This is a genomic window from Bartonella sp. AA168HLJHH (assembly GCF_042197365.1).
In the GTDB taxonomy this organism is placed as follows: domain Bacteria; phylum Pseudomonadota; class Alphaproteobacteria; order Rhizobiales; family Rhizobiaceae; genus Bartonella.
Map to the genome: position 1 here is coordinate 1 of NZ_JBHIRS010000031.1, position 7,489 is coordinate 7,489.

Annotated in this window: 6 protein-coding genes, 2 pseudogenes and 1 other annotated feature; all 8 genes and pseudogenes read right to left on the minus strand. The window is 37.9% G+C overall.

What is annotated here, in order from left to right; all coding sequences use genetic code 11:
* Positions 1-1,098: 1,098 nt before the first annotated feature.
* Entirely contained in the window at positions 1,099-2,037 is a 939-nt protein-coding gene (locus ACFINM_RS08970; RefSeq protein WP_375641137.1) for an abortive infection family protein, read from the minus strand.
* A gap of 809 nt (positions 2,038-2,846) precedes the next feature.
* On the minus strand, positions 2,847-3,071 hold the full coding sequence (locus ACFINM_RS08975; RefSeq protein ID WP_375638860.1) for a hypothetical protein: 225 nt from the start codon (positions 3,069-3,071) through the stop codon (positions 2,847-2,849).
* Positions 3,072-3,437: 366 nt separating this feature from the next.
* Positions 3,438-4,802 carry an MFS transporter gene (locus ACFINM_RS08980; RefSeq protein ID WP_375641139.1) on the minus strand — a complete coding sequence of 455 codons (1,365 nt, stop codon included), beginning with the start codon at positions 4,800-4,802 and terminating at the stop codon, positions 3,438-3,440.
* Between the two features lie 57 nt (positions 4,803-4,859).
* Positions 4,860-5,651 (minus strand): cytochrome P450, encoded by a 792-nt coding sequence (locus ACFINM_RS08985; RefSeq protein WP_375641141.1) that lies wholly within the window; start codon positions 5,649-5,651, stop codon positions 4,860-4,862.
* Positions 5,652-5,868: 217 nt separating this feature from the next.
* On the minus strand, positions 5,869-6,117 hold the full coding sequence (locus tag ACFINM_RS08990; RefSeq protein ID WP_375641143.1) for a hypothetical protein: 249 nt from the start codon (positions 6,115-6,117) through the stop codon (positions 5,869-5,871).
* Positions 6,114-6,644, minus strand: a pseudogene (locus tag ACFINM_RS08995) (tRNA-dependent cyclodipeptide synthase). The gene ACFINM_RS08990 and the pseudogene ACFINM_RS08995 overlap by 4 nt, the downstream one beginning before the upstream one ends.
* Positions 6,637-6,867, minus strand: coding sequence for a tRNA-dependent cyclodipeptide synthase (locus ACFINM_RS09000; protein WP_375641145.1), 231 nt, complete (start codon positions 6,865-6,867; stop codon positions 6,637-6,639). Before ACFINM_RS09000 ends, ACFINM_RS08995 begins: the two are co-directional and overlap by 8 nt.
* A 107-nt stretch (positions 6,868-6,974) precedes the next feature.
* Positions 6,975-7,263 (plus strand) — a sequence feature (23S ribosomal RNA rRNA prediction is too short).
* Positions 7,264-7,357: 94 nt separating this feature from the next.
* A pseudogene (locus ACFINM_RS09005) lies at positions 7,358-7,489 on the minus strand (MFS transporter); the annotation flags it as partial.

Sequence of the window (7,489 nt, forward strand, 5' to 3'; positions counted from 1 at the left end):
ACTATCTATATCACTAAATACTAAGGGGGATTTTTACCTAGAAAGCTTTTTGGGGTAGCGAGCCTATGCCTATGATCATTGTGATGATGCCAACTTTTTGCAAATAGTGTTTTAAGAGGGTAAAGCATTATGTTGATAGCAGAAAGCCTGTAAAGAGAAAATGGCTATGGTATGTAAGAATAGTGCCGTTTTTTATAAGGAGCTGTCTTATTATAAAATTAAGTAAGGTAGGGGAAGAACGTATAGGTATGTAATTTACGCGCATAAAGGCTTTGTAGAAATTAGATCTAAACTCAGATTCTCTTGGTTCTTATGTCATCTCTCCCTTTGTCCTATGTGTAGCCTGTATATCGTCATCCTCAAAACAATCTGCTAACTTTTTGTAACAAAAAACTGCAAACAATTCCTTGAACTCCAAACTATCTATACCACTAAATACTAAGGGGGATTTTTACCTAGCAAGCTTTTGGGGTAGCGAGCCTATGCCTATGATCATTGTAATGATGCAAACCTTTTGCAAACAGTGTTTTAAGAGGGTAAAGTGTTATGTTTATAGCAGAAAGCCTGTACAGAGAAAATGGCTATGGTATGTAAGAATAGTGCTGTTTTTTATAAGGAGCTGTCTTATTATAAATTAAGTAGGGTAGGAGAAGAACGTATAGGTATCTAATTTACACGCATAAAAGCTTTTCAGGGATTAAATCTAAACTCAGATTTTCTCTCTTTAGGGAGTTAAGACTTGTATTTTTATCATAATGACTAGCTTCTCCATCATAATATTTCTTCACGAGAACTTTCCAAAAATAGTACACTAGCTAGTTTGTTCTTAAAAAAAATAATCAAGGCAATACTTTTGCACCATCCTCATTCGCCATCCTTAAGGGCGGCTTTTGCATTTACAGAAATTGCCCACTGACTTTAGAAGCGGAGCCTAGAAACGTGGGGAAGAGGAACACCATAGAGCGGTGTGACTACTCATGTTGTCATGCTATAGAAATATTTGGTTTTGTAGGGTATAAGCAGCGGCCACCCCCTTTAATGCTTTTTAGGCATTAAAAATGGCACGAGAAAATGCTGGTAGTCGTGATATGTTTTTTATTATGGCTGATCCATGAGCTCTAAGATATAAATTGAGAGAGAATGGGCGGCATTAAAAGTTAAACGCGCATGGCGAGGCTTGAGATTGATTAGTTCAAAATCCTTTTCTGAGCGGCCATGCGCTGCACTTTTCTTGTTTCTTAAATTCATAGTACCACTCACGATTCTGGATAGACCGGTTGCGATCATTCTTAAGTCATTTTTATCTAGATCTTGATTTTTTAAGTTTTTTTGCTTTATATCGTCAGTATGAATCTTAGCCTTCTTAGCAACTTCTTTCCATAAAGCGTACAGCTTATTATGGGCATTTTCTTCGTATAGGATAGAATGGTGGTCGAGATAAGCTTTGCAAGAGGCTTCCAACAGATTTGCTGCAAATAAAACTGCCTCCCTTGGATCTTTTTCTATATTTTCTAATGCCCTATTTATTTCGATTTCTACTGCTGAAAGTTCTTTCTCTGCAATAAGTTTTTTTAGCTCTTCCATCGAGAGGAGACCAGCTTTTTGCAATTCTTGTGTGAAGGTCATCTCATTCTTGATAATATATCCTCCACGCTGATATTCCAATCCATCTTTCTTTAACGTTTCTAAAACTTTACGTTGATCTTCTTTAAGCTCTTGTAGCATTTGATCTTCTGATATATCTTGAAATATGGATCTGACTAACTTATGACACTCGCTGTCCAAAAAATCCCCAAGCAAATTACCAAGGACTTCAAGCGGTTCATTGCATTCCACATTGATTGTATCTAGTCGTTTCTTAATCTTGACATAGCTACTATCATTTAGCTTCTCATGAGGAGCAGATGGTGTATAAAAAAATAAGGCATCCAAATTCTCTGGCCAATAGTACTTTGGTAATATTTGAGAGAGTATCCTAATTGTTGCAGGAGGGATTTTGTTTTTCTGAGATATTTTTTGCGGAGACGATAATTGCATTTTATGGCTTTATAATATCAAAAAGTGGTATGTTGAGTGGTTTTTAGAGTATGATTTTATTGACTGACCTTGCTTAGAAAGTCGCGCAACAATTTTGTGGCTTATATAAGATTTGTGAAAAAGAAATACTATATTGTGTTTTAATCTTTTTCTCCTTTCATTGTTATAACAGTGAAGCAGTGAAGGGGGGAATAGTGTGTGATAATTCGAAAAATATAGAATGAGAACAGAAGTATAATTTTGTATTATCGTAACTACAATAGCATTCTTTATTGGCAGATTGTTTATTGGAGAGAAGGAAGCAGGCAATGCGCATAATCCCTGAACGGAAGGTTTTGTGACAAGAATTTCAACAATGGCATGTTACTAAATGTTGTGTGTGTTCTTTGCTTGTCAGAAAAAGTAGATGGCGCTCTTTATTTGCATAACCGGTATAGAGTAATGAGTAATGCGGGAGGCTAGTTTAAAATCTCGTTTATTCCGTTAAAGCTTACTGTTTTCTATAAAAAGACTGTTTTCATTATATCCGCTGTGAAGCTCGCATACTTGGTAGATGGAAATATACGCGTTTATCGTGTCTGTAAGGGAGCTTGAAGCAATGAAGTTATGTGTAAAAGAGTTCTGAAAAGCTTCTTTTGTCCGTAAAACTTATAAGGAAAATTTAAAGGCAGGAAAATGTTAGAGAAATCTAAGAGTACGCTGTGAAAATCAAGAAACAGTCTTTTTAGAGATGGTTTGCTGTCTGTCATCATGCTTTATGATTTTCAATGTTTTTAAAATTTCCCTCTCAATGAGAGAGGGCTTTTTTATTAAAGTGGGGGAGATTTGTTATGACAGTTAACAATGAAATGGAGAGAAGATGCTGCTTTACCAGCTGTTTTTGTCGCTTCAGTTTCATTTGGACCTATTGCTGTTATGAAAGCATAGTGATTCAATGACTTTGAAAAGGGGCGAATAACATTATCAAGTTTGCAATACAGTGCGATTTTTTGCATCGCGATGCGTGGCAGAAGATGGTCAGCATTTGGGGGCATTGTGGGTTCTATATTCTATGCTGGTTCGGTAGGGCGTCTGTTAGCGCATTTATGGGACTATTCCGCATTGAAATGCGTGCTTAATTTCGTGGATTTTTGCAAAGGTCTGATCAGAAAATCCCATATTTCAAGAGGTTTTTAGAGGGATCTAAAAGCACAGAGGTATCATAAAATTACAAACACCGTACGTTACTGGAGGTGATCAATTTTAGAGCTTAAGGAGCTTATCGGTTTAGTGTTCTTTCATAAAAATGATGAAGGCTGTGGTCAAGGTCTCAGTGTGTTGGTTTCTCGAAAAGTGGTGAATGCTGTATGATTTTATAAGCTATTGCCAATGTTATGGATAGGGAGTTCAAATAAAGCATATCATAAATCGGAATTCTTCTCTTTAGGCGATAAGAAGAGGGCTAGGCAAAACAGTAAAAATGTAGCGATAGAGAATATAAAGAATACGATATATATTTGGTTTAAGGACAGGGATTCTTCTGTCAGCGAATGGATCAAAAAGCCAGCGAATATACCCCCTAAGGCACCACCTATTTGCTGTAATATGCGTGTGATAACGGCTGTATCTTTGACGTATAAACTGTTGACATATTGGATGGGGGCGGAAAGGCAGACAATGGTGGTGATGCCAAGTCCTATGCCTCTTAGCAAGAATCCCAGTCCATCCATGCTTATATTATAGCCGAAGCATAATAACCCAAAGCTTGATATCACTAAACCAATTCCTATCATGAAAAAGGGAGATTTTTCTTTCCATTTTTGGTAAATAAATTTCCTTCCGATCCATGCTCCTACCCCTTGCAGAGCAAGGAGGGCACCGATGATGAGAAGGCTATTTTCATGGGCTTGTTCCATGGCAACTGCTAGTGGGAAATAAACGAGGAAGCTATAAAAAAGAAATGAAGCAACAAGCCCCATGATCATGAGTAATGTGTAGCGCGCATTTTGAAATCCGCTAAAGACGATTAATTTGTTTTTTGCTTTCTGATTAGAAACAATGAATAATATGAGAGATATCATGGCTATAAGCGCTAGGATAAAGAGGGCGTTGTGGTTATTGATGTTTCTGGCTTCTGTGAGGTAAAAAAACGAAAGAAGGGAGATGGAAAACGCTAAAAATGCAAATAAGTTAAATTTTGTTTTTGTTGTTTCGTTGCTCTTTAAATGTTTTGCTCCAAGGGTGAGTGCCAATAAAATAAGCGGAATATTGATAAAAAATAACAAACGCCAAGACACATACTGAGCAAGCGAGGCGCCTACCAGCGGACCAAAGGCAGGAGCGAAAACTGTTGGTACGGCTATGGTGCCCATGGCTTGGCGCACTCGTGTCTGTCCAAATTGTAATGCAATGATGGTTTGGCTAAGGGGCAGTAAAAGACCTGTCCCGAAACCTTGAACGATACGGGCAGATATAATAGTTGGAAAACTATAGCTTAATCCTACCCCCAGTGATCCAAGCATAAAAATGAAGCTTGCAAGAAACCAAGTGCTTTTGATACCTATTCTTCCTTGCACAAAAGCGGCCATTAGCAGCCCTGGAACGGTGGCGAGAAAATAGGATGTTACAACCCATTGTATATTATTTCCTTCCACGGAAAAATAATGCGCAAGGTCCGGAAGGATGATATTAACAATGCTCCCGTCCAGCAGAGGAAGTATGCTGGAAATAATTACGGTATATATGACATACTTTTCTGATTGAGTGTAGGAATCTCTCTTTTGCATTATTATGCCCCCTGTTGATATTCTTTAAAATATTGTCCCCGCCCCATTCACAAACTTTTAAAAATTAACACGTGTTTGTGATATCTGCGGCTTTGATATTGGAATGAATATGATTGGAAGTGCTGATGGTCCCCTTGTATACAATCCCTCTTCCTCCAAAATAAAACCATCGGTTAAGTTGATCTTAATGAGTTTATCGAGGAGTCTGTTTACTGTCAATTCACTCTGCATGAGAGCAAAAGCAGAACCTACACAAACGTGCACGCCTGCTCCAAAGGCTAAATGGTTTGCGGTCCTTATGAGACCCGCCCCAGTTTTACTGCCCCGTTTACGTTCTGGTATAAAATGATTGGGGTTCACAAAAATATCAGGATCACGGTTAGCTGCTCCAATCATACAAAAAACAAGAGAGTCGGCTGGTAATGTGACTCCTGCGAACTCTATCGCTTGATTGGTCTGGCGTGGTATAAGCTGAACGGGAGAAGTCAAGCGCAGTGTTTCTGTGATTGCATCGCCAAGAAGTCTCCTGTCATTTTGGATTTTTTCTAATTCATTTGGGTGTGTGAGTAAATGATAAAAAAGATAAGCTAATGTTTTATCAGCAAGTTCTATGGCGGCCAATAACATGTTAAGGACGAGAGCAACTATTTCAGAAGTTGTCATGCTATTAGCATCATTTGTTTTCTGGCATAAAACAGAGATTAAATCTTCTGATGCGTTTTTGTCCCATTCTTCTATAAGTGGTGTTAAATAAGAGATGATATCTTTGCTGCACGATAAGCTGAATTCTTTTTCCTCATCTGATTGGTTTAGGCTGGTGACAAAAGATCCAACTCCCTTATGCCACATGGATATATCCTTGTAGCAATCTATTGGTAGGCCTAAGACCATTAATGTAACAAGCACACTATAGTCTTTACCGAATTCATTTATAATATCTATTTTCCCCTTTGCAAGATGCGGCATGAGAAGCTGGTCTATTATTTCTTCAATAATTTTAGTATAGTGCGTGCGGAACATTTTTCCAGTAAGTTTTGAAAGTATGGCGTGCCGCTTGCTATGGTGCTCATGCCCTTCCATTTGTGCCAATACGCGATCGGCCCATTACCGGCTCTGCTCGAACGGCTAAGGGCGCTGTTGTAAAGCGGGTATCCTTCAAAATTGCGCTGACATCTTCATAGTGGCCAAAAAAATAAGCTTTAAGATTTTCATCCCAAAGAACAGAGTTAGAAGAATTTACAGTTTGGTATATATTATATGGATTTTTTTGGAAATTTTTGTCCATAACGTTGAATTTAATAACGTTGCGCATCATTCATTTTCCCCTGAATCTTCAATCATAAACTGGTTCTTCTCATAAGTTTGCGTACATATCGAAACAATTCCGTGACCTTGTTGTTTATCAACACAGAGAGGTTGTTCACAATTGAGCAACAATTCTCCAACCGGCCATTCACGATGGTAGGCTAAAACTGAGTTTTCTCTATTTAAGTAAAGATGGGCTATTTACGTAGAAAGGGATTTCATCAAAATATACTCAAGAGAAATATTTGTTGTTTCTAAATTCTTTGTTTCTTCAATTGATAATCCCACGCTTTTTGCCCGACGTTCAACTGCTTGGATTGACATTTTCGTGCATAATTCACGAAATTTTGAATTTTTTTTGCACAAATCTATAGCCTTTAATTTCAATTTTTTATAATTTTCATTTTGCTTGTATTGAGAGAAGTCAAGAATGCGAAATGATTTTTCTAAATTATAAGAATCATGAATATTATATAATATGCCTCTTATGCGATTGAGCTCTTTTTTTGTTTTCCTCTCTGCTTTAGCCTTAGGCACTCCAGAAGCTAATAAGAAGCATGGCTGATTCTATATCTGGGAGCAATACGTCAATATCTTTGAATTTCTTTGCAGCCCAACATATGAGCTCAGTGATACATTTTTCTGAAAACCTTGTGTTGAACGGACTTATACCGATCATAAGATGTTGCTTCATCGCAATTAAACGAGAGCAGTTTTCCGATTGCCCCCTTAATAGAAAACGAAAGACGGTTCTTGATATCTATTTCTTTTTGTAAACTCACACTCAACCCTCCCCCCGCATTCTATTATGGTGATTGTGGGAATATAATTTATTTAAAGAACTGATAACCAATTATCGAATAGTGTCCCATTATGTAACAAATAAAAAGTGTCTTGTAAAGGCAATTACGGATAATTAATCTGTTAAGTTAACGTAAGATACACACGGGTATTTGTACCACTTTAGTCATGAACATGGGAGAGATTCCAAATCCCGATGTATAGGGTTTGACGTTTACCCAGTGCTGGAATGTTAAGAGGAGATGTGCAAGCATTGAATTGAAACCCCAGTAAACGGCGGCTGTAACTATAACGGTTTTAAGGAAGCAAGACTACTTGTCGGGAAAATTCCGATCTGTACGAATGGTGTAACGAGCTTCTCCGTTGTCTCCAACGTAGACTCAGTGAAATTGAACGCACTGTGAAGATGGAAGGTTTTGGCCGGTTAGATAGAAAGATGACATAGTCCGCTAACTATCATTAAGTCCCTTTTTTTGTACGGCACTGTTCAAGATAAAACCTAATATGCCTGTGATCATTGTGGCGATGCCAATGATAAACAGTGTGCTTTGGGTGTGATGCACTTTTACAAAACCGGCTCC